This is a genomic window from Azohydromonas sp. (assembly GCF_035325925.1).
Classification (GTDB): Bacteria; Pseudomonadota; Gammaproteobacteria; order Burkholderiales; family Burkholderiaceae_C; genus Calidifontimicrobium.
The window spans coordinates 1-25236 of sequence record NZ_DAOKZA010000014.1 but is presented as its reverse complement, the minus strand read 5'-3'; the positions used below and the strand labels follow the sequence as shown (position 1 = coordinate 25236).

Below are 25236 nucleotides of genomic sequence, written 5' to 3'. Positions count from 1 at the left end.
GGCTTCACGCGAGCTGCCTGGCCGTGAGCTGGCGGATGCGCTCGCCGAGCTCGTGCACCGAGTGCACGTCGAGCCGTCCGTAGATTTTCTTCACATGGTCGGCGACGGTCGACGGCGCCACCGACAGCGTGCGCGCGATCTCGGCCTGCGACAGGCCCGAGTGGAGCAGCGCGCAGACCTCGCGCTGCGCCGACGACAGCGGTAGCGCGTCGATGGTGCGCCGCAGCGCCAGGGCGAGCGGCTCCTGCTGCTGGATGCCCACGTGGATCACGGGTGCCTGCGCGGGGTGCATCGGCGCCAGCACCGCGGTGTCGAAGACGAAGCGCCCCCACGCATTCTCGACGGTCACCGTCAGCGGGTCGTCGCTCAGCGCGTGCGCGCGCTGGTGGTGCTGCCACAGCATCGACAGGGTCGGGAAGTCCTCGCGCCGCGGTGCGCGCGCCATCGCCGCCGGCGTCATGCCGCCGTGCGACAGCATCAGCAGCTTCAGCGCGTCGGGCGACAGGTGCAGCAGTTCGCCCTGCGCGTCCAGGCCGAGCTGGGCGCGCCGGTCGCGCCGCGACACGTACTCGGCCGCGCGCGGCACCGGGCAGGCCGCCTCCAGCGGGCGCGTCGCGTACTGCGCGGCCTGCGCCAGCAGCCACTCGTCGTCGGCGGTGAACGGCGGGTCGCCGGCGCCGCGGTAAAGCGCCAGCGCGCCGAGCGGCTGGCCGCGCGCGCCGCGCACCACCGCCTCGATGCGCGTGTGCAGCCCGTGCGGGCGCCACACCTCGTGGTACAGCGCACTGCGGTAGAACGCCGGACGGCATCGCTCGTCGACGCGGCCGGCGGCGCGGCCGAGCACGGTGTCGGAGAAGGTCGGCAGCGTGTCGGCCTCGCGGCGCTCGTGGTACTCGGCGAAGTAGTGCGCGGCGATGCGGTGGTCGATCGGGCCCTCGACGTACAGCCTCGACATCCGCCCGCGGGCGTCGGCCCAGCCGAAGCGGTTGCGCGACGACGGCACGATGGCGTGCAGTGCCTCGAGCAGCGCCGGCACGACGGTCTCGGCGGCGAGCCCCATCGCGCCGAGCGCGCGCAGGCGGGCAAGTTCGGCCGCGCGCTTCGACATGTCGCGACGCTAGCGCCGCGACACCCCCTGTGTCGCCCCCTAGGAAGAGGATGCGCCGCGCTGGCGACCGTGGCGCAATCGCGCCATCGTGGGCAGGGTGGGCTCGTGGGTCGCACGCGTCGTCGCTGCCGTGGCCTTCGGCGCCGCGGCGGCGTGGGGCGCCGCGCCGGGCCCGCAGGCCGTCGACGCCGCCATCCGCGTGAGCGTCGACGGGCAGGCCGACGTGGTGCGCCTGCCCGACCGGGTCGCCGCGGCGCCGGCGGCGCCGGTGACGTACCGCCTGCGGGCTTCGCTGGCGCCGCCGCTGCGCGACCTGGCGCTGTACCTGCCCGGGCTGGTCGCGCACGCGCGCATCGCGGTCAACGGCCACGTCGTCGACGACCGCCTGGCCGACGCCGCGCAGCCTCTGCCGCGCAGCGTGCGTCGGCTGCGCGTGATCCCGCTGCCGTCGGAGTTCGTGCAGACCGGGCACAACGACATCGAGATCGTCGCCGCGGGGCCGGGCACGGTCAGCGTGTCGGCGGTGTGGGTCGGCGACGAGGAGGCGCTGCGGCAGATGCACGAACGGCGGCTGCTGGGCGTGGTCATCGGTCCGGCCTTCGTCGCGACCGTGATGGCCTGCCTGGCGCTGTGCGTGCTGCTGCTGTGGGTGCGGCACGGGCGCGACCCCTTGTACGGCTACTTCGGCGTCGGTGCGCTGGGCTGGGCGCTGCACACCGGCTGGACGCTGCTGCCGGCGCCGCTGCTGACCGGCGCCCACTACAGCATCTGGTGGCACGTGCTGTACAGCGGCTTCGTCGCGATGCTGGTCGTCTTCTGCCTGCGCTTCGCGCAGCGACGCTGGCCGCGCTTCGACCGCACGCTGTGGCTGGCGGTGCTCGCGGCGCCACCGCTGCTGTATGCCGCCGACGCCTTCGGCGTGCTGTTCGACGCCGCCGCCTACTGGCGGCTGGCGCTGATCGCGGCGGTGGCGGTCGCGGTGTGGGCGGTGGTCGCCGACGCCTGGCGCCGGCGCAACGCCGACAGCGTGCTGCTGGCGTCGACCGGCGCGGTGTCGCTGGCGTTCGCCGCACGCGACTGGCTGACGGCGCGGGCCTTCACCGACAACAACCCGGTGTACCTGACGCCGTACTCGGGCGCGCTGTTCATCGTGCTCGTCGCGTGGATCCTGATCGACCGCTACGTGCGCACCGCGCGCGAGCTCGAGCAGGTCAATGCGCACCTCGAGCAGCGCGTCGCGGCCAAGAGCGCCGAGCTGCGCGTCGCGCTCGACGACATGCGAGCCGCGCGCGACCGCGCGCTGGCGGCCGACGAGGCCAAGTCGCGTTTCCTCGCCGCGGCCAGCCACGACCTGCGCCAGCCGATCCAGGCGCTCGACCTGTACCTCGGCACGCTGCGCGGTGAGGCGTTGGCCGTGCCGCAGCGGCTGCTCGTGCAGCGCATGGGCGCCGCGCTCGCCGCGCTGGGCGCGATGCTCGATGCGCTGCTCGACATCTCGCGCATGGACGCCGGGCTGGTGCGTCCGCAGCCGCGGCCGGTCGACCTGTTCGAGCTGCTGCACCGCCTGGCCGACGAGTTCGCCGCGCCGGCCGCCGCCAAGGGCCTGCGGCTGGCGGTGCACGCCGGCGTCGCGCGCGCGACGCCCTACGCCCGCACCGACGCCGCGCTGCTCGAGCGCGTCGTGCGCAACCTGCTGGACAACGCGCTGAAGTACACCGAGCGCGGCGGCGTGCTGCTGAGCTGGCGCCTGCGAAGCGGCGGCGCGCCGCACTGGCTGGTCGAGGTGCGCGACACCGGCTGCGGCATCGCGCGCGCCGAGCAGGCGCGCGTGTTCGACGAGTTCTACCAGGTGGCCAACGTGCAGCGCGACCGGCAACGCGGGCTCGGGCTGGGGCTGTCGATCGTGCGCCGGCTGTGCGCGATCCTCGGCGCGCCGCTGCAGTTGCGCTCGGTGACCGGACGCGGCACCTGCCTGTCGTTGCGCGTGCCGGCCACCGACGAACCCCCGGTGGCGGCGTCGGCGGCGGCCGACGACGACCTGCCCGCCGGGCTGGTGGTCGCGGTGGTCGAGGACGACGCCCAGGTGCGCGACGCGCTGGGCGCGCTGCTCGCGCAGTGGGCCTGCGTCGTGCTCGGCGCCGCGCACGCCGGTGGCGTGCTGGCGCAGTGGCGCGCGCTGGGCCGCCCGCCGGTGTCGGCAATCGTCGCCGACTACCGCCTGGTCGACGGTGACACCGGCGACCAGGCGATCGCCGTGTTGCGCGCCGAGTTCGGCACCGCGACGCCGGCGGTGCTGCTGACCGGCGACACCGCGCCGCCGCAGCTCGCCGCGCTGCACGCCAGCGGCTTCGACTGGTGGTCCAAGCCGGTGGCGGCGCCGACGCTGCGCACCTGGCTCGGTGTCGTGGTGCGGCGTCGCGCCGGCGAGATCGGCGTCGGCGCGCCTGCGGGTGCCGTTGCGTCGACGGTGACCGCCGGGGTGGCGCCGTGAGGGTGCTGGTCGCCGACGACCATCCGCTGCTGCGCGACGCGCTGCGCAGCATGGTCGCGGCGCTGCCGCAGGTCGGCGCCGTCGACACCGCGGCCGACCTGCCCGGCCTGCTGGCGCTCGGCGGCGAGGCCCCCGCGCTGGTGCTGGTCGACCTGAACATGCCCGGCATGGACGGTGTGCAGGGGGTGCGGCGCATCGTCGAACGCTGGCCGGGCACGCCGGTGTGGGTGGTGTCGGCGCAGGACGACGCGGGCACGGTGCGCGCCGCGCGCGCCGCCGGTGCCGCGGGTTTCATCGGCAAGCGCGAGTCGAGCGACGTGATCGGCGACGTGGTGCGCGCGGTGCTGTCGGGCGACGGCGCCGGCGCGCATCTTGTCGGCTGGCACAGTGTCGTGCCCGGCGGGCACGCCGGTGGCGACGCCGCGGCGCTGCAGGCGCTGACCGCCCGCCAGCGCGAGGTGCTCGCGCTGCTGCAGCGCGGGCTGCCGAACAAGGCGATCGCCGGCGCGCTCGGGTTGAGCGAGGGCACGGTGAAGGTGCACGTGGCGGCGATCCTGCGCGTGCTGCGCGCGCGCAACCGCAGCGAGGCGATCGTGCGCTCGCTCGAGCTCGACGTCGGTGCACGCGGCTGACCGGCCGGCGGTCGTGCATGCCTGCCGCCGGCGCCGTCGGTCTACGCCCTTCGTCTAAGCCGCCGGGCAGAGCCGCCCCTCCCCTCGCGAGGGGATGAGCCGGCGACGCGCGCTGCCTAGAGTCGTGCGCATGGTCACCGACATGGAGGAACGACCATGATCCACGCACCCCGCAGCCGGCACGCCGGCCATCTGCTCGCGCTGCTCGCCGCGATGGCGTGCACCGCGGGCATCGCGCAGACCACCACGCCGACGACGATGCACGCCGCGATGGACGCCTACGAGCGCGGCCACTGGGACGAGGCCTACCGGGTCGTCGGTGCGCTCGCCGACGCCGGCGACGGCGAGGCCGCGCGCATCGCGCTGCTGATGCAGCGCCACGGGCCGCAGCTGTACGGGCGCGACTTCGGCGCGACGCCGACGCAACGCGCGACCTGGCGCGCCGCGCTGCTGCGCGACGGCCTGCGCACCGCCGCGAAGGCAGGGTCGTCATGAGCGCCACACGATCACCGCGGCGCCGCACGCCGCCTCACGTCGGGCGCCGGCGCGTCGCCGGCGGCGCGGCTTGGCGCACGGCGCTGCTGCTCGCGGGGGTGGCGGTGTTTGCCGCGATCGCGCTGGTCCCGGTGCTGGCGCCGTCGCCGTACGGGGTCGCGCCGCCGTCACCGCCGCCGGGCGTCGACGCGGCGCGGTCGCCGCTGCCTTCGGCCGACACCGGCTTCAGCGCGGCGTACCGCATCGACTGGCGGGAGGTCGAGGTGGCGCCGAACCCGGCACCGCTGGCGGTGGCGGCGTACGACGAGTGATCTGAACCGCCCCCGCAGCGCTGTCGGCGCCCGCCCCGGGGGCACCGCCAGCGCAGCGGCAGGGTCCCCGCCGGCCATGCCCGGCTCGACGCGCACGGGGCGGCCAGGCCCGCCTCGCGCCGCGAACGATCGAACGCGCCGACGTGCAGGCCGGCGCGCTGCAGCGCTTGACGGCGGGCAGGTGCGCGCCCAGGGTTGCGCCCAGGGTGCGTCGACGCCGCGTCGTCGCGCGCCGCGCAGCGCACCGGAAGTTTGATCTGCCGCAACGCGGGCGCACCCGGCTCCGGTCCGATCCGCTGACGCGCCGTCGTGTCTTATGTATACAGTATTCACGACGCGTCGCCCTTCGGCGATGCCGCACCGCGAGGGCCGTCGTGAAGCAGCCGATCAAGCCGGTCGAACGTGCACCGGGGCTGGGTGACCAGGTCTACGAGGCGCTGCGCGCGCAGCTGCGCCGCGGCGCGATCGACGTCGGCGTGCCGCTGCAGGAAGTGCCGCTGGCCACGCAGCTCGGCGTGTCGCGCACGCCGGTGCGCGAGGCGATGGCGCGGCTGGCCAGCGAGGGGTTGCTGTCGGTCGACCGCCGCAGCTACACGGTGCCGGCGCTGACGCGGCGCGACATCGACGACATCTACGAGCTGCGCTTCCTGCTCGAGCCCGCCGCGCTGCGGGGCATCGCGCCGATCACCACCACCCGGGCGCGGCGCGCCGACGTCGAGGCCGCGCTGGGGCGCGCGCGTGCCGCGCACCGCGCCGGCGACAGCGAGGCGTTCCGCGAGGCCAACGTCGCGTTCCGCAGCGCCTGGCTGGCGCTGGTGCCGAACCGCCGGCTGGTGCGTGCGATCGAGCTGTACGCCGACCACATGCAGCACATCCGCGCGATCACGCTCGGCGACGCCGCCGTGCGCACCATCGTGCTGCGCGGGCTCACGCGCATCACCGCGGCGCTGGCCGCCGGCGACGGCGACGCCGCGGCGGCCGCCGCGCACGAACACCTGACGCAGGCGCGGCGCGCGTTCCTCAGCGCCACCGGCCTGGCCGACGGCGACGCGCAGACGCTGCCCGGCGGCGGTACGCAAACACCGAGCGACGGCGGTGGGGTCACCCACGGCGACGGCGTGGCGCGCCGCCGCGCTCCAAGGAGGACGCGATGAGCGCGCTCGCCGAGATCCCGTACGGCGCCTACTGGAGCACGCCGTTCGCGCGCTGGCAGGGCAGCTTCGCCGCACTGCACAGCATCGAGTTCGCCGCGCACGTCGCGCGCCGCGAGCTGGCGCACCGCGGCATCGACCCGGCGCAGGCCTTCGACCACGGCGTGCTCGGCTTCTCGGTGCCGCAGAAGCACTCGTTCTACGGGCTGCCGTGGCTGGCCGGGCTGATCGGCGCGCCGCGCCTGGGCGGGCCGACGCTGATGCAGGCCTGCGCCACCGGCGTGCGCACGCTGCTCGCCGCGGCGCAGGAGCTGCAGTGCGGCATGGCCACCGCGGCGCTGGTCGTCACCTGCGACCGCACCAGCAACGGCCCGCACCTGTACTACCCGAACCCGCGCGGCCCCGGCGGCACCGGCGCCTGCGAGGACTGGGTGCTCGACAACTTCGGCTGCGACCCGCTGGGCCCGCACGCGATGCTGGCCACCGCCGAGAACGTCGCCGCGCGGCACGGCATCGGCACCGCCGAGCAGCACGACCTCGTGCTGCGCCGCGAGGCGCAGTACGCCGACGCGCTCGCCGACGGCAGCGCGTTCCTCAGGCGCTTCATGACGCTGCCGTTCGAGGTGCCCGCGCCCGGCTACCGCAAGACCGCCGCGACGCTCGACGGCGACGAGGGCGTCAGCCGCTCGACCCCCGAGGGGCTGGCCGCGCTCAAGCCGGTGCAGCCCGGCGGCACGGTGACCTACGGCGCCCAGACGCACCCGGCCGACGGCAGCGCGGCGATCGTCGTCGCGACGCGCGAGCGCGCACGCGAGCTGGCCAGCGACCCGAAGGTCGCGGTGCGCCTGCTCGGCTTCGGCCAGGCGCGCGCCGAGCTGGCGCACATGCCCGAGGCGACGGTGCCGGCGGCGCAGCGCGCGCTGGCGCAGGCCGGCATCGGCATCGCGCAGGTCGACGTCGTGAAGACGCACAACCCGTTCGCCGTCAACGACCTGTACTTCGCTCGTGCCACCGGCGTCGACTGGCGCGCGATGAACCCGTACGGCTGCTCGCTGGTGTGGGGCCATCCGCAGGCGCCGATGGGCACGCGCGCGGTCATCGAACTGATCGAGGCGCTCGCGCTGCGCGGCGGCGGGCGCGGCCTGTTCACCGGCTGCGCGGCCGGCGACACCGCGATGGCGGTGGTGCTCGAGGTGGGGGACGCGCGGTGAGCGTCGCGCAGTGGATCGCCACGCAGGCGCGGCTGCGGCCCGGGAGCACGGCGCTGCGCTGCGACGGCCAGGCGCTGACGTATGCCGACCTCGCGCGGCGCGTCGACGACGCCGCGGCGGCGCTCGCGCGCGCCGGCGTCGGGCGCGGCGACGTGCTGGCGTGGCTGGGGCTGAACCGCGGCGACATGCTGGTCGCGCTGTTCGCCTGCGCGCGGCTGGGCGCGATCCTCATGCCGCTGAACTGGCGCCTCGCGCCGCCCGAGCACCGCGCGATGCTGCACGAGGCGGCACCCGTGCTGTTCGTCGCCGACGCCGACTTCGCCGCGGCGAGCGCGGCACACGCGGTCGCGCCGCCGCACACGCGCTGCGCCACGATCGGCGGCGACGCGCCGCCGGGGTGGTCGCGCTGGGAGACGCTGCTCGCGGCCGGGCGGGGCGGCGCGGTCGGCGCCGGGCAGGGCGGCGAGCCGGGCGGGGGGGCCGACGCTGCCGCGCCGCTGCTGCTGTGCTACACGTCGGGGTCGACCGGCCGCGCCAAGGGCGTGCTGCTCAGCGCCGACGCGCTCGCCGCCAACGCCGACGCCAGCGACGCGATGCACGGCCTCGGCGCCGACGATCGCGTGCTGACCACGCTGCCGCTGTTCCACGTCGGCGGGCTGAACATCCTCACGACGCCCGCGCTGCGCGCCGGCGCCAGCGTCACGCTGCACCCGCGCTTCGACGCCGACGCGGTGTTCGACGCGATCGAGTCCGAGCGCATCACGCTGACCGTGCTGGTGCCGGCGCAGCTCGACGCGATGCTCGCGCACCCGCGCTGGCGCGACGCCGACCTGTCGAGCCTGCGCGCGATCAGCACCGGCTCGACGCTGGTGCCGCGGCGGCTGATCGACGCGGTGCACGCGCGCGGCGTGCCGCTGATCCAGGTCTGGGGGGCGACCGAGACCGCGCCGATCGCCGCGTGCCTGCGCCCCGAGCAGGCGGTGCGCCACGCCGGCGCGGCCGGCGCGCCGGCCGCCGGGGTCGAGTTGCGCGTCGTCGACGCCGACGGGCGCGACGCCGCCGCCGGCGCCAGCGGCGAGGTGTGGGTGCGCGCACGCACGCTGATGCTCGGCTACTGGCGCGACCCCGAGGGCAGTGCGCGCGCGATCGACGCCGAAGGCTGGTTCCACTCGGGCGACAGCGGCCACTTCGACGAACACGGCCTGCTGCACATCGACGGGCGGCTCAAGGACATGATCATCTGCGGCGGCGAGAACGTCAGCCCGGCCGAGGTCGAGGCGGTGCTGCTCGATGACCCCGACGTCGCCGACGCCGCGGTGGTCGGCGTGGCCGATGCGCGCTGGGGCGAGGTCGTGGCCGCCGCGGTGGTCGCGCGCGCCGGCGTCGAGCCCTCGGCCGAGCGGCTGCTCGCGCGCTTCGCCGGGCGGCTGGCGCGCTTCAAGCACCCGAAGCGGCTGCGTTTCGTCGACGCGCTGCCGCGCACCGCGCTGGGCAAGGTGCGCAAGGACGAACTGCGGCGCTTGTTCGCCGCCGAAGCGGCCGACGCCACGGCGTCGCCGAGCGCCAAGGAGGGGATCGCGTGAACATCGCCGCGTCACCGAGGCCGCGCGGTCGCGGCATCAAGCTGGGCATCGACGTCGGCGGCACGTTCACCGACTTCGTCATCGCACGCGACGGCGAGCGCCCGCGCATCCACAAGACCCTGTCGACCCCGCACGACCCGTCGATCGCGGTGGTCGAGGGGCTGGCGCAGATCGCTGCGGCGACAGACCCGCCGCAGTCGGTGCGCGACTTCGTGCGCGGCATCGACACCATCGTGCACGGCACCACCGTCACCACCAACGCGACGCTGACCTCGACCGGCGCGAAGACCGCGCTGCTGACCACGCTGGGCGTGCGCGACGCGCTCGAGATGCGCCGCGGCGTGCGCGAGGCGCAGTACGACAACCGCTTCACCAACGTCGCCGCGCTGGTGCCGCGCGTGCGGCGCGTCGGCGTGCCCGGGCGCATCGACCGCGACGGCCGCGAGGTCGAGCCGCTGGACCTCGACGCGGTGCGCGCGCAGCTGCGCCGCTGGCGCGACGAAGGCGTCGAGGCGCTCGCGGTGTGCTTCATGAACGCGTTCGCCAACGCGGCGCACGAGCAGGCCGCCGCCGCGCTGGTGCGCGCCGAGTGGCCCGACGTCTACCTGTCGGTGTCCACCGAGGTGCTGCCGGCGATCCGCTTCTACGACCGCGTCAGCACCACGGTGCTCAACGCCTACGTCGGGCCAAAGCTCGGGCACTACCTCGACGCGCTGGTCGCGAGGCTGGCCGGCGTCGGCTTCGACGGGCTGCTGCTGATCATGCAGTCCAACGGCGGCGTGATCACGCCGGCGGCGGCGCGCGACAAGGCGGCGCTGACGCTGCTGTCGGGCCCGTCGGGCGGTCCCGGCGCCGGGCTGTACTGCGTCGGCGCGCTCGGCCGCGACCGCGTCATCACCACCGACATGGGCGGCACCAGCTTCGAGGCCTCGCTGGCGGTCGGCGCGCCGCTGGTGAAGAACGACGGCGAGATCGCGCGCCGGCGCATCGCGCTGCCGATGCTCGACATCCACACCATCGGCGCCGGCGGCGGCTCGATCGGGTGGCTCGACGACGGCGGGCTGCTGCGCATGGGCCCGCACAGCGCCGGCGCCGACCCCGGCCCGGCGTGTTACGGCCGCGGCGGCGAACTGCCGACGACCACCGACGCCAACCTGGTGCTCGGCTACCTGGACCCGGACTACTTCGCCGGCGGCAGCATCGCGCTCGACGTGGCCGCGGCGCGGCGCGCGATCGACACGCACCTCGCGCGCCCGATGGGGCTGACGGTCGAGCAGGCCGCGGCCGGCATGTACCGCGTCGCGTGCAACAACATGGCGCAGGGCGTGCGCGAGGTGACGATCAAGCGCGGCTTCGACCCGCGCGAGTTCCCGCTGATCCCCGGCGGCGGTGCCGGCCCGATCCACGGCTGCGCGATCTGCACCGAGCTGGGCATCCCGCTGCTCGTCGTGCCGCGCGAGGCCTCGGTGCTGTGCGCCTTCGGCATGCTGATGGGCGAGCTGCGGCACGACTTCGTGCGCACCTTCGTCGCGCGGGTCGACGCACTCGACTGGGCCGCGCTGGCCACGCGCATCGGCGAGATGGTCGCCGAGGGCGAGCGCCTGCTCGACGACGAACGCGTGCCGCCGGCGCGCCGCCGGCGCGAGCTGCGGCTGGACTGCCGCTACGTCAAGCAGTACCACGAGGTCTCGGTGGCGGTGCCGCTGGACGCGGTGCAGCGGCGCGACGCGGCGGCCATCGCGCGCGCGTTCCACGACGAGCACCGGCGGCTGTTCGGCTACACGCTCGAGGCCGAGGGCAGCCCGGTGGAGATCGTCAACCTGCGACTGCAGGCCATCGGCGGCGTCGAGCGCCCGGCGCTGCACCGAGACGCGCCCGGCGACGCCGACGCGTCGGCGGCGCTGAAGGGGCGGCGCAGCGTCTACGTGCCCGAGCGCGACGCCTTTGCCGACGTGCCGGTGTACGACGGCCACCGGCTGCGCTGCGGGCACCGCGTCGCCGGGCCGGCGCTGATCGAGCAGCGCACCACCGCGGTGTTCGTCAGCGACGGCTACGACGGCGTCGTCGACGCGCTCGGGTCGTTCGTGCTCTACGCCAAGGGGCGCGGCGACCTGGTGGACACGGCGCTGCACGCGCGGGAGGTCGAACATGCATGAACCCGGACGCGACCGCGACGCGGCGATCGACCCGATCCTGCTGTCGGTGTACGCGCGCAGCTTCAAGGCGATCACCGACGAGATGAGCATCTCGATGCAGCGCACCACGCGCAGCCCGATCCTGTGCGAGGCCAAGGACTACGTCACCGGGCTGTACGACGCCGAGGGCCGCATGCTCGAGCAGACCGAGAACCTGCCGATCCTGGCGTTCTCGCTGGCGCCGGTGTGCAAGCACATCCGCCGCACCTTCGACGGCGACATCCACGACGGCGACGTGTTCTTCCACAACGACGTGTTCACGCTGGGCAACCAGAACAACGACGTCGCGGTGTTCCGCCCGGTGTTCTTCGACGGCGAGCTCGTCGGCTGGACCGCGGTCAAGGGCCACCAGGCCGACATCGGCGGCGCGGTGGCCGGCGGCTACAACCCGAACGCCGTCGAGGTCTGGCAGGAGGCGCTGCGCATCCCGGCGGTGAAGGTGGTCGACCGCGGCGTGCTGAGGCGCGACGTGTGGAACCTGATCTTCGCCAACGTCCGGCTGGACATCGTGCAGCACGACATGAAAGCCGAGATGGGTGCCTGCGAGGTCGGCGCGCGGCGCCTGGCCGAGCTGATCGGCAAGTACGGCGCGGCCAGCTACCGCGCGCACAAGCAGGCGCTGTTCGACGCGACGCGGCGCATGATGCAGGCCGAGATCGCGAAGATCCCCAACGGGCGCTACAGCGGCGAGGGCTACGTCTACTACGACGGCCGCCACGAGGGCAGCAAGTTCACGATCCGCGTCGACATCGAGGTGCACGACCGGTCGGTGCGCTTCGACTACTCGCGCACCGACCCGCAGACGAACGGCTTCGTCAACGGCACCTTCACCTCGAGCGCGTCGGCGACGATCCTGACGCTGCTGCAGATGGTCAACCCCGACATCCCGCACAACGAGGGCATGGTCGAGCCGATCGAGATCGTGATCCCCGAGGGCACGATCCTCAACGCCGCCTACCCGAAGGCGACGACGTTCGGCAACCACCTGTGCCCGCCGAACGCCGACGCGATCCAGCGCGCGCTCAGCGCGGTGCTGCCCGAGCGCGTGACCGCCGGCTGGAACAACCTGCTCGCGGCGCTGACCACCGGCATCGACCCGGGCAAGGGCGAGAAGTACGTCGACATCGGCTTCATGGGGCTGAAGGGCGGGTCGGGCGCGCTGCACGGCTGCGACGGCTACGACCACATCGGCATGATCGACGCCAGCGGCGGCGTGCTCGACCAGGACTACGAGATGTTCGAGCAGCAGACCCCCCACCGGCTGATCTGCCACGAGCTGCTCGCCGACTCCGGCGGTGCCGGCCAGTGGCGCGGCGGGCTCGGGGTGGAGACGATCTTCGAGATCGGCAGCGACGACACGCAGCTCGTGACCTTCGGCGACGGCGACTTCGAGGGCGCGTTCGGGCTGGCCGGCGGTCACGGCGCGGGGCTGAACTTCATCCGCCTGACCTACCCCGACGGGCGCGTGGTGGTGCCGAGGAACAAGGACCTGATCACCGGCGTGCCGCGCGGCACCGTGTACCACCAGGTGGCCAACGGCGGCGGCGGCTGGGGCGACCCGAAGCTTCGCGACCGCCGCGTGCTCGCCGACGAGGTGCGCAACGGCGTGATCAGCCGCGAGGCGGCGGTGCGCGACTACGGCATGACCGAGGCCGAACTGTCGGCGCACGGCGTCTGAGCGATGGACTTCGACCTCGACGACACCCAGCGCGCGATCCGCGACGCGTTCGCGCGATTCGTCGACGAGCGCGTCGCGCCGCAGGCCGCGGCGATCGACGAGGCTCACGCCTTTCCGCGCGAGCTGTTCGCCGCACTCGGCGGGCTCGGCCTGTTCGGGCTGCGCTACCCGGCCGAGGTCGGCGGGTCGGGGCTGGGGCTGCCCGAGTTCGCGCTCGCGCTCGAGGAGGTCGCGCGCGGCTCGATGTCGCTGGCCGGCGCAGCGGCGATGCAGTCGCTGATGGGCACCAAGTTCCTGCAGATGCTCGGCAACGCCGACATCGTCGCGCGGCTGCTGGTGCCGGCGCTGCGCGGCGAGAAGATCGGCGCGATCTGCATGACCGAGCCCGGTGCCGGCTCGGACCTCGGCGGCATCGCGACGACGGCGCGCCGGGTCGACGGCGGCTACCTGCTCGACGGGCGCAAGACCTGGATCACCTCGGCGCCGGTGGCCGACTTCTTCACCGTGTTCGCCAAGGCCGGTCCCGAGCGCAAGCTGACGATCTTCCTCGTCGAGCGCGGGTTCGAGGGCTTCGCCGTCGGGCGCGAGATCCGCAAGATGGGCGTGTGGGCGCTGCCGACCTCGGAGGTCGGCTTCGACGCCTGCTTCGTGCCCGACAGCCACCGCCTGTCGAAGGAAGAGGGCGACGGCGAGTCGCACCTTCGCAAGCTGCTCGCCGAGATCCGCGTGATCACCGGCGCGATGGCCGTCGGCATCGCGCGCGCCGCGCTGGCCGACGCGGTGCGCTACGCCGGCGAGCGCGTGCAGTTCGGCAAGCCGATCGACCGCTTCCAGGCGATCCAGCTCAAGCTCGCCGAGATGGCCACCGCGCTCGAGTCGGCGGTGCTGCTGGTGCGCCACGCGGCCTGGCTGCACGCCGCCGGCCGGCCGCACCACCAGCAGGCCGCGATGGCCAAGCTGCACGCCAGCGAGACCGCGGCGATGGTCTGCGACCAGGCCGCGCGCGTGCTGGCCAGCTACGGCTACGCGATGGAGTACCCGGTGCAGCGCCACCTGCGCGACGTGCGCTTCACGCTGATCGGCGGCGGCACGAGCGAGATCCTCAAGCTGATCGTCGCGAAGGAGTTGTGTGCATGAACGCGGTTGGCCGCAAGATTCGGGTCGTGCTCGCCAAGCCCGGGCTCGACGGACACGACCAGGGCGCCAAGGTCGTCGCGCGAGCGATGATCGACGCCGGTTTCGACGTGCGCTACACCGGGCTGCGACAGACGCCCGAGCAGGTGCGCGACGCGGCGCTGGCGCACGACGCCGACGTCATCGCGCTGTCGAGCATGGCCGGCGCGCACCTGGACTTCTGCCGCCGGCTCGAGCCGCTGCTCGACGCCGCCGGGCTCGCCGACCGCTTGTGGATCATCGGCGGCAACATCCCCGCGGCCGACCACGACGCGCTGCGCGCGCTCGGCTTCGTCGGCGTGTTCCCGGTGGGCAGCGCGCTCGACGCCACCTGCGACTTCGTGCGCGCGCACGCGCCGCGCCGCGCCGCCCGACCCGCCGCCGAGGAGGCCGCGCGATGAAGAACGAAGTGACGATCCGCCCGGTGGTCAACGAGTCGGGCCTGCCGATCCAGCCGCTGTACACCGCCGACGACGTCGACGCCAGCGGCGGGCTCGCGATGCTCGGGCGCCCCGGCGAGTACCCGTTCACGCGCGGCATCCACCGGCTGATGTACCGCAAGCAGCCGTTCACGATGCGGCAGTACACCGGCTTCGGCAACGCCGCCGACACCAACCGCCGCTTCAAGTACCTGATCGCCAACGGCCAGACCGGGCTGAACGTCGCGTTCGACCTGGCCACGCAGTGCGGGCTCGACTCCGACGACGCGCGCGCCGCGGGCGAGGTCGGCCGCGTCGGCATGGCGGTCGACACGCTGCGCGACTTCGAGATCGCGTTCGACGGCATCGACCTCGACCGCATCACCGTGTCGCTGACGGTCAACGGCTCGGCGGCGATCCTCATCGCGATGTACCTGGCGATGGCCGCCAAGCGCGGCTTCGACCTGAAGACGCTGCGCGGCACGGCGCAGAACGACATCCTCAAGGAGTTCGTCGGCCGCGGCACCTGGATCTTCCCGGTCGAGCCCTCGATCCGCCTGGTCGGCGACACCATCGAGTACTGCGCCGAGCACGCGCCGAAGTACAGCCCGGTGTCGGTGTGCGGCTACCACATCCGCGAGTCGGGCGCGACGCCGACGCAGGAGATGGCGTGGGCGTTCTGCATCGCGCGCGCCTACGCCGACGAGGTGGTCCGCCGCGGCGTGCCGATCGACGACTTCGCCGACCGGCTGTCGTACAACTTCAACATCTACGGCAACCTGTTCGAGCAGGTCGCCAAGTTCCGCGCCGGCCGCGGGCTGTGGGCGAAGATCGTGCGCGAGCAGTACGACGCGAAGAAGCCGTCGTCGATGTGGCTGCGCATGATCGCCGGCGGCGGCGGCAGCGGGCTGACCGCCGAGCAGCCCGAGCTGAACATCGTGCGCGGCGCGTACTACGCGCTGGTCGGCGCGCTGTCGGGGGCGCAGACGATGGCCCTGTGCTGCTACGACGAGGCCTACACGATCCCCAGCGAGTACGCGCAGCGCATCTCGCTGCGCACGATGCAGCTGCTCGTCGAGGAGATCGGGCTGGCCGACACCGTCGACCCGCTCGGCGGCTCGTACTACGTCGAGACGCTGACCAACCGGATGCGCGACGAGATGCAGCGCATCGTCGCCGAGACCGACGCCGCCGGCGGCATCGTCGAGCTGATCGAGCAGGGCGTGATCCAGGCGCGCGTGTCGGCGCAGGCGTACCGGCTGCGCCGCGCGATCGAGTCGGGCGAGTTCCCGAAGGTCGGCGTCAACCGCTACCGCACCGAGGGCGAGAGCGAACGCGACGTCGAGATGCACCCCTACGACGAGGCGGCCGCGGCGGCGCAGGTCGCGGCGCTGCAGCGCGTGCGCGCCGAACGCGACGCCGCCGCGGTGGCGCGCGCGCTGGCGCGCATCGAGGCCGACGCACGCGGCGCACGCAACCTGATGCCGGCGATCGTCGACGCGGTGCAGGCCTACGCGAGCGTCGGCGAGATCACCGAGCGGCTGGTCGGCGTGTTCGGGCGCTACGTCGAGCCGGTGCGCTTCGACGAGCCCGACCTGGCCGAGCTGGCGCGCGCGCGCGCCGAGGTGGTCGCATGAGCGCGCCGGCCGTCTCCCGGGCGATGGCCCTCGCGGCGGGCGCTGCGCAGGGTGGCCCCCTGAGCGGCGTGCAGCGCTACCTGGCACCCACCGGGCTCGCCGCCGCGCTCGGCGCGCTGGCGCACCCCGGCGGTGCGACCGTGCTCGCCGGCGGCACCGACCTGATGCCGCAGAGCCACGCGCGCCGCGTGCCGCCGCGTCCGACGCTGCTCAACATCCGCCGCGTCGAGGGGCTGGACCGCGTCGCGGTCGACGGCGACGCGCTGCTGCTCGGCACGCTGGTGACGATCACCACGCTGCTCGAGCACCCCCTGGTGCGCGCGCACGCGCCGCTGCTGGCCGTCGCCGCCGACCGCTTCGCCAGCGCGCAGGTGCGCAACGCCGCGACGCTGGGCGGCAACCTGTGCAACGCCTCGCCGGCGTCCGACACCGCGACGCCGCTGCTCGCGCTCGACGCCGAGGTCGAACTCGCCGCGCTCGACGACGACGGCGAGGTGCGCACGCGCCGCATGCGGCTCGACGCCTTCTTCGACGGCCCGGGGCGCACGCGCCGCGCGCCGCACGAGCTGCTGACCGCGGTGCGCGTGCCGCTGGCGCCGGCCGGCCAGGTGGTGCGCTTCGAGAAGGCCGGCACGCGTCCGGCGCTGGACATCTCGACGATCTCGCTGGCGCTGGCGGCGCGCCGCGACGGCCGCGGCGCGCTGCACGGCGTGCGCCTGGCGCTGGGCGCGGTCGCGCCGGTGCCGCTGCGCGCCCGCGCCGCCGAGTCGCTGCTCGAGGGCCGCGTGCCCGACGCCGCGCTCGCCGCCGCCGCCGCGCAGGCCGCCGCCGACGCGGCGTCGCCGATCGACGACGTGCGCGCCAGCGGCTGGTACCGCCGCGAGCTGGTGCGCAACCTCACGCAAAGGATGATCGACGATGTCGCTCGACGTTGAAATCGGCTTCACGCTCAACGGCGTGCCGCGGCGCGAACGCGTGCCGGTGGACATGAGCGCGCTCGAACTGCTGCGCGAGGTGTGCGGCCTGACCGGCACCAAACACGGCTGCGGCGAGGGCGAGTGCGGCGCGTGCACGGTCCGCGTCGACGGCAGGTCCGTCGCGTCGTGCCTGATGTTCGCGGTCGACTGCGACGGCCGCGAGCTGGTGACGATCGAGGGCGTGGCCGCCGATGCGCGCGCCCGCGCGCTGCAGCGCGCCTTCGTCGAGCACGGCGCGGTGCAGTGCGGCTTCTGCACGCCGGGCATGGTGATGCAGGCCGTCGAGCTGCTCGAGCGCGACGCCGCGCCCGACGCCGCGGCGGCCAAGCGCGCGATCGAGGGCAACCTGTGTCGCTGCACCGGCTACCAGAAGATCGTCGATGCGGTCGTCGACGCCGGCGCCGCGCTGGCCAGGGAGGGCACCCCGTGAACGACGTCGCCACGCCGGCCGCCGGCTCGCTGATCGGCCAGCGCATCACCAAGCTCGACGCGCCCGAGAAGGCCGCCGGCAAGACGCGCTACCTGCACGACATCGACGTGCCGGGGCAGCTGCACGGCGCGATCCTGCGCAGCGCGCGGGTGCATGCACGCATCGTGCGCATCGACACCTCGCGCGCGAAGGCGCTGCCGGGCGTGCACGCGGTGCTCACCGCCGCCGACGTGCCCGACCAGCGGCCGATCGGCGTCGCCAAGGACCACCTGCCACTGAAGGCCGACCGCGTGCGCAGCGTGCGCGACGAGATCGCCGCGGTGGCCGCCGACACCGAGGTGATCGCGCGTGCCGCGCTGGCGCTGATCGACGTCGAGTACGACGACCTGCCGGTGCTCGGCGACGCGCAGGACGCGCTCGCCCCCGGTGCGCCGCTGATCCACCCGCCGATCGAAGGCGCCAGGCCCGGCGCACCGGTGGGGCTGGCGGGCAAGGCCGACAACGTCGCGATGCGCTTCGACTACGCGCACGGCGACGTCGTGCGCGGCGAGGCCGAGTCCGACGTCGTCGTCGAGGACAGCTTCGAGCTGCACTACGTGACGCACTGCTGCATGGGCACCTCGGGCGTGATCGCCGAGTTCGACGCCAAGGGCAACCTGCAGCTGATCTCGAACACGCAGGTGCCGTTCCTGCACAAGCGCGAGTTCGCCGAGTACCTGGGCATCGACCCGGCGCGCGTGCGCATCGTGCAGCCGCCGATCGGCGGCGGCTTCGGCTCGAAGCTCGACATCTACCCGTTCGAGGTCATCGCGGTGTTCCTCGCGCGCGCCACCGGCCGGCCCGTCAAGCTCGTCTACTCGCGCGAGGAGGAGTTCGTCGCGTCGCCGACGCGCCAGCCGGTGCGCCTGACGCTGCGCTCGGGCTGCACCAAGGACGGCACGCTGACCTTCCGCAGCGTGCGCACGATCCACGACAACGGCGCGTACACGTCGTGGGGCGCGACGACGCCGTTCGTGATGATGCAGACCTTTTCGTCGCTGTACCGCGTGCCGCACTGCGACTACCACACGCTCGCCGTCTACACCAACAACCCGTACGCCGGGTCGTTCCGCGGTTACGGCAACCTGCAGGCGACGTTCGCCGTCGAGCAGCACATGGACCGGCTCGCCGACGCGATCGGCATGGACCCGCTCGCGTTGCGGCTGAAGAACGCGCAGGAGCCCGGCGAGGTCAGCGGCCAGGGCATGGTGTTTCGCAGCTGCGGCTTTCGCGACTGCCTGCAAAGCGCCGCCGAACGCAGCGACTACGTCGCCAAGCGCCGCGCCTACGCCGCGCAACGCCACGAGCCGGGCACGCTCAAGCGCGGCATCGGCATCGCGGCGATGCTGCACGTCGGCGGCGGCGCGAAGATTTACCCGTCCGACGGCTGCGGCACCATCCTCAAGCTCGACGACTTCGGCCACGTCACGCTGATCACCGGCGCCAGCGAGATCGGCCAGGGCTCGGAGACCGTGCTCGCGCAGCTGGTGTGCGAGGAACTGGGGCTGCCGATCGCCGCGGTGACGGTGGTCAACAACGACACCGACATCACGCCGTGGGACGTCGGCGTGCACGCCAGCCGCACCACCTTCATCGCCGGCAACTCGGCGATCGGTGCGGCGCGCAAGGCCAAGGCGAAGATCCTCGCCGCCGCGGCGCCGCGATTCGACTGCCGCGCCGACGACCTCGAGCTGGCCGGCGGCCACGTCGTGCGCCGTGCCGGCGGCGAGAAGCTGGTCGACCTGCCGCGCCTGCTGCGCAGCCTGCACTTCAGCGAGCGCGCCGAGCTGGTGATGACCACGCACTACTACGAGCCGCCGAGCGTGCACCAGGACAAGGGCTTCAAGGGCGACGTCTCGGCTGCCTACGCCTGGGCGGCGCAGGTCGTCGAGGTCGAGGTCGACACCGCCACCGGCGTCGTGCGCATGCTCAAGGTGACCGGCGCGCACGATGTCGGGCGCGTGCTCAACCGCCTGGGCATCGAGGGCCAGATCGAGGGCGGCATCGTGATGGGCCAGGGCTACGCGCTGACCGAGAACCTGCTCGTCGACCACGGCGCGGTGCGCAACCCGAACTTCCGCGACTACAAGCTGGTCACCGCGCCGGAGATCCCCGAGATGGACATCGCGTTCATCGAGACGATGGACGGCGAGGGCCCGCGCGGCGCCAAGGGCGTCGGCGAGGCGCCGTCGATCTGCATCGCCGCGGCCACCGCGAACGCGATCGAGAACGCCACCGGGGTGCGCATCACCAGCCTGCCGTTCACCCCCGAGCGCGTGTACCGCGCGCTGCGCGGCGCGCTGCCGCCGGTGCGCCCGGTGCCCGCGCTGCCCGCGGCCTGAGCCCGTCGCGATGAAGCCGCGCACCGTGCTGTCGCTCGAGCAGGCGCTGTCGCTGCCGTACGCGACGCTGCGCTTCGCGCAGCTCGGCTGGCGCGTGATCCGCATCGAGGCCACGCCCGGCGCCGACGGCCTGCCGGGCGACCCGAACCGCTACATCGGCTCGCGCCTGGGCGGCGACGCCGCGGACGACCGGCGCAGCTACTTCGTCGCGCCGAACGTCGGCAAGCAGGCGATCGCGCTGAACCTGAAGGACGCGCGTGCGCACGAGCTGCTGCACCGGCTGATCGATGCGCTGGGCGTCGACGTGTTCTGCTGCAACACGGTGCCTTCGCGCTACGCCGCGCTGGGCATCGCGCCCGAGGCGCTGCGCGCGCGCCACCCGGCGCTGATCTGGGCCGGCATCTCGGCGATGGGGCCGCAGCACCCGAACGCGCCCGGTTACGACCCGGTGATCCAGGCGATGGCCGGGTACATGGAGGTCACCGGCGAGCGCGAGGGCCCGCCGATGCTGGCGGGCATCCCGATCGTCGACCTGAAGGCCGGCGACGAGCTGTACGCCAACGTGATGCGCGCGCTCGTCGAGCGCGCCGAGACCGGCGCCGGGCAGACGATCCACGTGTCGATGCTGCAGGCCGCGGCGTCGTGGCTGATCACCGTGCTGCCGCTGGTGGACTTCGGCTGCCGACCCGACGAGATCACGCGCGCCGGCAACGAGCACCGCAAGTTCATCCCGACCAACGTCTACCCGGCGCGCGACGGCTACGTCTACCTGGCGATCGGCAGCGACGTGCAGTGGCGCCGGCTGACCGCGATCCCGCGCTTCGCGCCGGTGGCCAACGCGGTGCGGCTGACCAACGAGGGTCGCCACGCCGAGCGCGAGGCGATCCACCGCGACATGGCGGCGGTGACGGCGCAGGCGTCGGTCGACGAACTGCTCGCCGAGCTCGCCGCGGCGACGATTCCGGCAACGCGCATCTACGACATCCGCCAGGTGCGCGAGCTGCCGGCGCTGGCGGCGCGGCTGACGCGCACCACGCTGCCCGACGGCCGCGAGGTGCGCATGCAGCCGATGGCGGTCGACGTCGCCGGCGCGCGCGCCGCGCTGCCGATGGCGCCGCGCTACGGCGAGCACACGCGCGCCGTGCTCGCCGAGGCGGGGCTGGCGGGCGCCGAGATCGACGCGCTGGCGGCCGCCGGCGTCGTCGCCGCGGCCACCGGGCCGCCCGCGCACGCCTAGGCGCGCCTTGCCCCGAGGGCGGCCCGAGACCGCCCCGGGGGTCCACCCACGAAGCGACACAGGAGACGACACCATGACATCGCAACGCCTCGCCACGCTGGCGGTCGGCTTGGCCCTGGCCGCCGCCGCGCACGCCGAGATCACCGTCGGCGTCACGCTGGGCACCACCGGGCCCGGCGCGTCGCTGGGCATCCCGTACAAGAACGCGTTCCAGCTGGTGCCGGCGACGATCGCCGGCGAGCCGGTACGCTACATCGTGCTCGACGACGAGTCCAAGCCCGACAACGCGGCGAAGAACGCGCGCAAGTTCGTCACCGAAGACAAGGTCGACGTGCTGATGGGCTCCAACGGCGTGCCCTCGGGGGTCGCGATCACGCAGGTCGCCGCCGAGTCGAAGACGCCGATGATCTCGCTGACGCCGCTGCCCCCGCTGCCGGCCGAGCGCCAGCCCTGGGTGTTCATCGTGCCGCAGCCCACCGAGCTGATGATGAGCGCGGTGGCGCAGGACATCCGCCGGCGCGGCCTGAAGAAGATCGGCTTCATCGGCTTCTCCGACACCTGGGGCGACCTGGTCTACAACGCGATCACCAAGCTCGCCCCCGCGCACGGCTTCGAGGTCGTCACCAACGAGCGCTACGCGCGCGCCGACACCAGCGTCACCGGCCAGGTGCTGAAGATCATGGCCGCGCGGCCCGACGCGGTGGTGGTCGGCGGGTCGGGTTCGCCGGCGGCGACGCCGCAGATCGCGCTCGTCGAACGCGGCTTCAAGGGGCCGATCTACCACAACCACGGCACCGTCAACCTGCCGTTCATCCAGACCGGCAAGGCGGCGGCCGAGGGCGCGATCGCGCCCACCGGCGCGCTCATCGTCGCCGAGGAACTGCCGGCGGACTTCCCGACGAAGAAGGTGTCGCTGGACTTCGTGCAGCGCTACGAGTCCGCGTTCGGCGCCGGCAGCCGCAACGCCTTCGCCGGCTACAGCTACGACGCGGTGCTGCTGCTCGAGGCCGCGGCGCCGCAGGCGCTGAAGAAGGCCAGGCCCGGCACGCCCGAGTTCCGCGCCGCGCTGCGCGACGCGATCGAGAACGTGAAGAACGTGGTCGGCACGCACGGCGTCTACAGCCTCAGCGCCGACGACCGCAACGGGCTCGACGAGCGCGCGCGCGTGCTCGTGCACGTGGCCGACGGGAAGTGGCGGCTGACGAAGTGACGCGGGCGGTCGCGCCGGCGCGCCGCGGCGCGACCCAACGGCCGCGGGGGCGGGCATGAACACGGAGATCGCGCTGTGGCTGGCGCAGGACGGCGCGACCAGCGGCGCGATCTACGCGCTGCTCGCGCTGGCGCTGCTGCTGGTGTTCGCGGTCACGCGCGTGATCTTCGTGCCGCAGGGCGAGTTCGTCGTCTACGCCGCGCTGACGCTGGGCACGCTGCAGCTCGGCCGCGTGCCCGCCACCGCCTGGCTGCTGCTCGGCGCCGGGGCGACGGTCGCCGCCGTCGAGGCCGCCGCGGCGTGGCGCGAGCGCGCGTGGCCGCGGCTGCCGCGCATCGCCTTGGCGTACCTCGTGCTGCCGGCCGCGGTGGCCGGCGTCGCCGCGTGGGCCGCGCCGCGTGCGCCGGGGCTGGCGCTGCAGATGGCGCTGACCGCGGCGCTGGTGGTGCCGCTCGGCCCGCTGCTGTACCGGCTCGCGTACCAGCCGCTGGCGCAGGGCTCGGTGCTGGTGCTGTTCATCGTCTCGATGGCGGTGCACTACGCGATGATGGGTCTGGCGCTGGTGATGTTCGGCGCCGAGGGGCTGCGCACCAGCGCGATCGCCGGCGCGTCGTTCGCGCTCGGGCCGGTCAGCGTCGGCGCCCAGAGCCTGTGGGTGCTCGGCGCCAGCCTGGCGAGCATGGCGGCGCTGGCGCTGTACTTCGGCCGCAGCTACGGCGGCAAGGCGCTGCGCGCGACCGCGGTCAACCGCGTCGGCGCGCGGCTGGTGGGCATCCCGCCGGCGCGTGCCGGGCGCGCCGCGTTCACGCTCGCCGCGGCGATCGGCGCGCTGTCGGGCATCCTGATCTCGCCGATCGTCACCGTCTACTACGACACCGGGCTGATGATCGGGCTCAAGGGCTTCGTCGGCGCGATCCTCGGCGGCATGGCGAGCTACCCGCTGGCGGCGCTCGGCGCGCTCGGCGTCGGCCTGCTCGAGGCGTTCTCGTCGTTCTGGGCCAGCCAGCTCAAGGAAGTCATCGTCTTCACGTTCATCCTGCCGGTGCTGCTGTGGCGCTCGCTGGCGGCGCGCGCGCACGCCGTCGAGCACGAGGAGGAGGACGAATGACGCGCGCGCGGCGCGCCGCGCTGGCGGCCGCGGGCGCGGCGGCCTTCGTCGCCGCGCCGCTGGCGCTGCCGGCGTTCCACGTCACGCTGCTGAACTACATCGGGCTGGCCGCGCTGGTCGCGCTCGGGCTGGTGGTGATGACCGGCATCGCCGGCATCGTCTCGTTCGGGCAGCAGGCCTTCGTCGGCATCGCGGCGTACACCACCGCGGTGCTGAGCACCGCCGCGGGGCTGTCGCCGTGGCTCGGGCTGGCGGCGAGCCTGGTGGCGGTGGCCGCCGCGGCGCTGCTGATCGGCGCGGTGACGCTGCGCCTGTCGGGGCACTACCTGACGATCGCCACCATCGCCTGGGGCATCGCGATCTACCACCTGTTCGCCTACCTGCCGGGGCTGGGTGCGCACAGCGGCATCGACAACCTGCCGCCGGTGTCGCTGGCCGACTGGCACGCCGACACCGGCGCGCGCATGAGCTGGCTGATCTGGGGCACGCTGCTGGCGGCGCTCGCGGCGGCGCGCAACCTGCTGGACTCGCGCAACGGGCGCGCGATCCGCGCGCTGCGCTTCCGCGGCACGATGGCGTCGAGTTTCGGCGTCGACGTCGCGTCGCTGAGGCTGCTGGTGTTCGTCTACGCGGCGCTGCTCGGCGGCGTGGCCGGCTGGCTGCACGCGCACTTCCTGCGCTTCGTCAGCCCGCACGCGTTCGGCGTCAACGCCGGCATCGACTACCTGTTCATGGCGGTGATCGGCGGCGCCGCGCAGGTCTGGGGTGCGGTGGTCGGCGCGGCGATCCTCACGGTGCTCAAGGAGTGGCTGAAGGAGGCGCTGCCGGCGGTGCTCGGCGCCACCGGCAACTACGAGATCATCGTCTTCGGCGTGCTGATGGTGCTGCTGCTGCACCGCACGCGGCTGGGACTGACGCCGGCGCTGGCGCGCTGGCTGCCGGCAAGCGCGGCGCCGCCGCCGGCGCCGGCCGAACCGCTGGCGCGGCGCGAGCGCACCGCAGCCGGCGCCCCGCTGCTCGAGGTGCAGTCGCTGGCCAAGCGCTTCGGCGGGCTGGTGGCGGTCGACGGCGTGTCGTTCGAACTGCGCGGCGGCGAGATCCTCGGGCTGATCGGCCCGAACGGCGCCGGCAAGAGCACGGTGTTCAACCTGGTCAGCGGCACCGTCGCCGCCAGCGCCGGCCAGGTGCGGCTGCAGGGCCGGCGCGTCGAGGCGCTGCCGCCGCACCGCATCGCGCGCCTGGGGCTGGCGCGCAGCTTCCAGCACGTGCGGCTGGTGTCGGCGATGTCGGTGCTCGACAACGTCGCGCTCGGCGCGTACCTGCGCGGCCGCGGCGGCACGCTGCGCGCGATGCTGCGCGCCGACCGCGCCGAGGAGCGCCGGCTGCTCGCCGAGGCGGCGCGCCAGATCGAGCGCGTGGGCCTGGGCGCGCACCTGCACGACGCCGCCGGCAGCCTGCCGCTGGGGCAACAGCGCGTCGTCGAGATCGCACGCGCGCTGGCCGCCGACCCGGTGCTGCTGCTGCTCGACGAACCCGCCGCCGGGCTGCGGCTGGGCGAGAAGCGCGCGCTCGCGGCGCTGCTGCGCCAGCTGCGCGACGAGGGGTTGAGCATCCTGCTCGTCGAGCACGACATGGACTTCGTGATGGGGCTGGTCGACCGCGTGGTCGTGATGGAGTCCGGCCGCAAGCTGTGCGAGGGCACGCCGCGGCAGGTGCAGCGCGACCCGGCGGTGATCGAGGCCTACCTCGGGGGGGTGCAGTGAGCGCCGCCGCCCGGCCGCCCGAAGGCGGCGCTCGTCCTCCCGCGGG

Annotated in this window: 20 protein-coding genes; 19 read left to right on the top strand and 1 reads right to left on the bottom strand. The window is 74.2% G+C overall.

Features of this window, described 5'->3' with window-relative positions; genetic code table 11:
• Window positions 1-4 precede the first annotated feature (4 nt).
• Window positions 5-1108, bottom strand: a complete 1104-nt coding sequence (locus PKC53_RS07290) for a helix-turn-helix transcriptional regulator (protein WP_324427710.1) — start codon at window positions 1106-1108, stop codon at window positions 5-7.
• 130 nt (window positions 1109-1238) lie between these two features.
• On the opposite strand from PKC53_RS07290, the gene PKC53_RS07285 reads away from it, so the two are divergent.
• The 19 genes from PKC53_RS07285 to PKC53_RS07195 all read left to right on the top strand — a co-directional run bounded on the left by PKC53_RS07285 (window position 1239) and on the right by PKC53_RS07195 (window position 25190).
• Window positions 1239-3599 carry an ATP-binding protein gene (locus PKC53_RS07285; RefSeq protein ID WP_324427709.1) on the top strand — a complete coding sequence of 787 codons (2361 nt, stop codon included), beginning with the start codon at window positions 1239-1241 and terminating at the stop codon, window positions 3597-3599.
• Window positions 3596-4231: a response regulator transcription factor gene (locus tag PKC53_RS07280; RefSeq protein ID WP_324427708.1), complete on the top strand. Its 636-nt coding sequence runs from the start codon at window positions 3596-3598 to the stop codon at window positions 4229-4231. The genes PKC53_RS07285 and PKC53_RS07280 overlap by 4 nt, the downstream gene beginning before the upstream one ends.
• 156 nt (window positions 4232-4387) lie before the next feature.
• On the top strand, window positions 4388-4726 hold the full coding sequence (locus PKC53_RS07275) for a hypothetical protein (protein WP_324427707.1): 339 nt from the start codon (window positions 4388-4390) through the stop codon (window positions 4724-4726).
• Window positions 4723-5037 (top strand): hypothetical protein, encoded by a 315-nt coding sequence (locus PKC53_RS07270; protein ID WP_324427706.1) that lies wholly within the window; start codon window positions 4723-4725, stop codon window positions 5035-5037. The genes PKC53_RS07275 and PKC53_RS07270 overlap by 4 nt, the downstream gene beginning before the upstream one ends.
• 374 nt (window positions 5038-5411) lie before the next feature.
• Window positions 5412-6191 carry a GntR family transcriptional regulator gene (locus PKC53_RS07265; RefSeq protein ID WP_324427705.1) on the top strand — a complete coding sequence of 260 codons (780 nt, stop codon included), beginning with the start codon at window positions 5412-5414 and terminating at the stop codon, window positions 6189-6191.
• Window positions 6188-7399 (top strand): thiolase family protein, encoded by a 1212-nt coding sequence (locus PKC53_RS07260; RefSeq protein WP_324427704.1) that lies wholly within the window; start codon window positions 6188-6190, stop codon window positions 7397-7399. Before PKC53_RS07265 ends, PKC53_RS07260 begins: the two co-directional genes overlap by 4 nt.
• The gene (locus PKC53_RS07255) at window positions 7396-8982 is read left to right on the top strand and encodes an AMP-binding protein (protein ID WP_324427703.1); all 1587 of its coding nucleotides are present in this window, start codon (window positions 7396-7398) and stop codon (window positions 8980-8982) included. The genes PKC53_RS07260 and PKC53_RS07255 overlap by 4 nt, the downstream gene beginning before the upstream one ends.
• A complete protein-coding gene (locus tag PKC53_RS07250; RefSeq protein WP_324427702.1) occupies window positions 8979-11138 on the top strand; it encodes a hydantoinase/oxoprolinase family protein in 2160 nt (719 codons plus the stop codon). The genes PKC53_RS07255 and PKC53_RS07250 overlap by 4 nt, the downstream gene beginning before the upstream one ends.
• On the top strand, window positions 11131-12855 hold the full coding sequence (locus PKC53_RS07245) for a hydantoinase B/oxoprolinase family protein (RefSeq protein WP_324427701.1): 1725 nt from the start codon (window positions 11131-11133) through the stop codon (window positions 12853-12855). Before PKC53_RS07250 ends, PKC53_RS07245 begins: the two co-directional genes overlap by 8 nt.
• 3 nt (window positions 12856-12858) lie before the next feature.
• Window positions 12859-13992, top strand: coding sequence for an acyl-CoA dehydrogenase family protein (locus PKC53_RS07240; protein ID WP_324427700.1), 1134 nt, complete (start codon window positions 12859-12861; stop codon window positions 13990-13992).
• On the top strand, window positions 13989-14429 hold the full coding sequence (locus tag PKC53_RS07235; protein ID WP_324427699.1) for a cobalamin-dependent protein: 441 nt from the start codon (window positions 13989-13991) through the stop codon (window positions 14427-14429). The genes PKC53_RS07240 and PKC53_RS07235 overlap by 4 nt, the downstream gene beginning before the upstream one ends.
• Complete coding sequence (locus tag PKC53_RS07230) at window positions 14426-16084, top strand: methylmalonyl-CoA mutase family protein (RefSeq protein ID WP_324427698.1); 1659 nt, start codon at window positions 14426-14428, stop codon at window positions 16082-16084. The genes PKC53_RS07235 and PKC53_RS07230 overlap by 4 nt, the downstream gene beginning before the upstream one ends.
• Window positions 16081-17019, top strand: coding sequence for an FAD binding domain-containing protein (locus PKC53_RS07225; RefSeq protein ID WP_324427697.1), 939 nt, complete (start codon window positions 16081-16083; stop codon window positions 17017-17019). Before PKC53_RS07230 ends, PKC53_RS07225 begins: the two co-directional genes overlap by 4 nt.
• A complete protein-coding gene (locus tag PKC53_RS07220) occupies window positions 17003-17491 on the top strand; it encodes a (2Fe-2S)-binding protein (protein ID WP_324427696.1) in 489 nt (162 codons plus the stop codon). Before PKC53_RS07225 ends, PKC53_RS07220 begins: the two co-directional genes overlap by 17 nt.
• A complete protein-coding gene (locus PKC53_RS07215) occupies window positions 17488-19872 on the top strand; it encodes a molybdopterin cofactor-binding domain-containing protein (protein ID WP_324427695.1) in 2385 nt (794 codons plus the stop codon). Before PKC53_RS07220 ends, PKC53_RS07215 begins: the two co-directional genes overlap by 4 nt.
• A 10-nt stretch (window positions 19873-19882) precedes the next feature.
• Window positions 19883-21109: a CoA transferase gene (locus PKC53_RS07210; RefSeq protein ID WP_324427694.1), complete on the top strand. Its 1227-nt coding sequence runs from the start codon at window positions 19883-19885 to the stop codon at window positions 21107-21109.
• A gap of 73 nt (window positions 21110-21182) precedes the next feature.
• Window positions 21183-22319 (top strand): ABC transporter substrate-binding protein, encoded by a 1137-nt coding sequence (locus PKC53_RS07205; protein WP_324427693.1) that lies wholly within the window; start codon window positions 21183-21185, stop codon window positions 22317-22319.
• A 55-nt stretch (window positions 22320-22374) separates the two neighbouring features.
• Window positions 22375-23427: a branched-chain amino acid ABC transporter permease gene (locus tag PKC53_RS07200; protein WP_324427692.1), complete on the top strand. Its 1053-nt coding sequence runs from the start codon at window positions 22375-22377 to the stop codon at window positions 23425-23427.
• Window positions 23424-25190, top strand: a complete 1767-nt coding sequence (locus PKC53_RS07195) for a branched-chain amino acid ABC transporter ATP-binding protein/permease (protein WP_324427691.1) — start codon at window positions 23424-23426, stop codon at window positions 25188-25190. Before PKC53_RS07200 ends, PKC53_RS07195 begins: the two co-directional genes overlap by 4 nt.
• Window positions 25191-25236: the final 46 nt, after the last annotated feature.